Origin of the sequence: Streptomyces sp. SID3343 (genome assembly GCF_009865215.1) — a bacterium.
Taxonomy (GTDB): domain Bacteria; phylum Actinomycetota; class Actinomycetes; order Streptomycetales; family Streptomycetaceae; genus Embleya.
Genome location: NZ_WWJX01001269.1, coordinates 1 through 2,348, shown reverse-complemented (window position 1 = coordinate 2,348; position 2,348 = coordinate 1). Strand labels below are relative to the sequence as shown.

Annotated in this window: 2 protein-coding genes; both read right to left on the bottom strand. The window is 70.3% G+C overall.

Annotated features, from left to right (window positions below):
• Positions 1 to 16: 16 nt before the first annotated feature.
• On the bottom strand, positions 17 to 529 hold the full coding sequence (locus GT354_RS40025; protein ID WP_161361367.1) for a DUF2199 domain-containing protein: 513 nt from the start codon (positions 527 to 529) through the stop codon (positions 17 to 19).
• Between the two features lie 650 nt (positions 530 to 1,179).
• Positions 1,180 to 2,265, bottom strand: a complete 1,086-nt coding sequence (locus GT354_RS40020) for an amidohydrolase family protein (protein ID WP_161361365.1) — start codon at positions 2,263 to 2,265, stop codon at positions 1,180 to 1,182.
• Between the last annotated feature and the right edge of the window lie 83 nt (positions 2,266 to 2,348).

Here is a 2,348-nt window from a genome sequence, read left to right as displayed (position 1 = left end):
CCCCCGACCCCACCACTCACCATCCCGCGTGCAGGACCGCCTCGGCGATCCGTCGCACCCGATCCATGGTGATCCCTTCGCGTTGCTCGATCGCCAACGGGTGGGCGGTGGGCTCAAGTTCGACGAGGGGGCGTTGTCCGACGGGCCTGGTGTGCAAGTGCGTCTTGAGGTCGATCGTCGACGGCGAGTAGAGCGCGAGGTCGGTCGATAGCCAACCGAAGTACGGCGGTTCGCGCTCCCGGCCGGCCGACTCCCCCAGCTTCGCCGCCCGGTCGAAGTTCTGCGGGCTGAGCGAGACCCAGACATCCCACGAGAACACCGACTCCGCATCGACCACCGGTATTTCGAGCCTGCCGCTCGAAAAGTACTCACGCCCCTCGATCACACACTGGTCGGCCGACAACACACTGTCGGGATCCTCGTCCAGCTCCGCCCGCCAGTACACCGGCGCAAACGCCGGGTAGCTCATCGGTATCTCCGCGTGAAACCCACCGCAGGAGTGACATGCGAAACCAGGATCACGTGTCATGTTTCGGACCCTACCGACGGACCCCTCCCCGAACAAGGCCGCCGCCCGACAGCAACCGACCGACCCGGCATACGACCGCCCGACGCACCACAAACCCCACCCGCCAACCACCGCGCACGTCACGGAAGTCGGCCCCGTCCACCAGCGCCGATACTCCCCCCGGCCGCCGCATCTCCACGTCCGCACAAGACCTCGAATCCCGCTTCCCGGTCCTCCTCGCCCTGATCGAACAGCGGCAGTCGACAAGGCAGACCCGAACAAACCGGAATCCGGACCGGCCCGTCACGAGCCGATCCGGATTGTCGTATGCCGAAGCGTTCAGTCCATCGAGGGACGACTGCGAACCGCACTGGACGCAGCACGGAACCGCCGGTCGGACACGTGACGCCTCCGCGACGCAACGATCACAACCGCTCTTCCTCGCGAAAGCAGCGGGATCCGTACGCGTAGACCGGCGTAAGTGCCGTGGCGAACGCCTCTCGCACTCGGAGGACTTCGCGGAGTCGGCAGGTGGGGCGACGGTTGGCCGGTGGGGGCTGTGTTCGGTCGCGGGGTCGGGGGTGCCGGGGTGCGTGGTGTTCGCGTCGGCGGCGCGGTGGTCGCGTCGAGGGCGTCCGCGTTGTGGGGGTTGAGTGTTCCGGGGGGCTTGGTCAGCCGGCGACTACTCGGCCGCGGAGGACTACTGCCGTTGGGTGGGCCAGGATGGTGACGTCTCCCCGGGGGTCTGCCGGGTAGACGACCACGTCGGCCGGCGCGCCTTCGGCGATTGCTTCGCGGCCCAGCCACTTTCGGGCCGACCAGCACGCGGCCGACAGGGCGTCGCGGGGCGGGATGCCGGCCTTGACGAATTCGGCGACCTCGTCGGCGACCAGGCCGTGCGGGAGGGAGCCGCCCGCGTCCGTGCCCACGTAGATCGGGATGCCGGCGTCGTAGGCGGCGCGCACGGTGGCGTAGCGGTCGGTGTGCATGGCGCGCATGTGGGCGGCGTAGACCGGGAACTTGGCCTCGGCCTGGGCGGCGATGCCGTCGAAGGTGGCGATGTTGACCAGGGTGGGGACGATGGCCACGCCCTTCTCCGCGAAGGTCGGGATCAGGGCCTCGGTGAGACCCGTGGCGTGCTCGATGCAGTCGATGCCGGCCTCGATCAGGTCGGGGAGGGAGTTCTCGGCGAAGCAGTGGGCGGTGACCCGGGCCCCTTCGGCGTGGGCGGCGGCGATGGCCTCCTTGAGGGCGTCCAGGGGCCACAGCGGTGCCAGGTCGCCTTGGTCGCGGTCGATCCAGTCGCCGACGAGTTTGACCCAGCCGTCGCCGCGGCGCGCCTCCTGGACGACGTAGGCGGTGAGGTCGCCCGGCTCGATCTCGTGCGCGTAGTTGCGGATGTAGCGCTTGGGCCGCGCGAGGTGGCGGCCCGCGCGGATCAGCCGCGGCAGGTCCTCGCGGCCGTCGATCCACCGGGTGTCCGCGGCCGACCCCGCGTCCCGCAACAGCAGCGCGCCCGCGTCCCGATCGGTCACCGCCTGGCGCTCGGACGTCTGCGCGTCCACCGCGCCGTGCTCGTCGATCCCGACGTGGCAATGCGCGTCCACCAGGCCCGGCAGTACCCATCCCTCCAGGGTCGCGTCCACGGCAAGCGACGTCGGCCGCTCGAACGTGATCCGCCCGCCGACCACCCACATCTCGTCACGAACGTCGTCCGGGCCCACCAGTACACGGCCCTTCACGTGCAGCACGGTCATGCGGAGACCCTAGTACCGCGCCCGCAACGTCTGCCCCGCCGCGGTATCCGGTGCGGCGCCTCGACGCGGCGGGGCGGCGGGGG

Excerpts from the sequence above, each read along its gene's own strand:
- GT354_RS40025 (WP_161361367.1), bottom strand. The coding sequence starts at position 529 with ATGACACGTGATCCTGGTTTCGCATGTCACTCCTGCGGTGGGTTTCAC.
- GT354_RS40020 (WP_161361365.1), bottom strand. The coding sequence starts at position 2,265 with ATGACCGTGCTGCACGTGAAGGGCCGTGTACTGGTGGGCCCGGACGAC.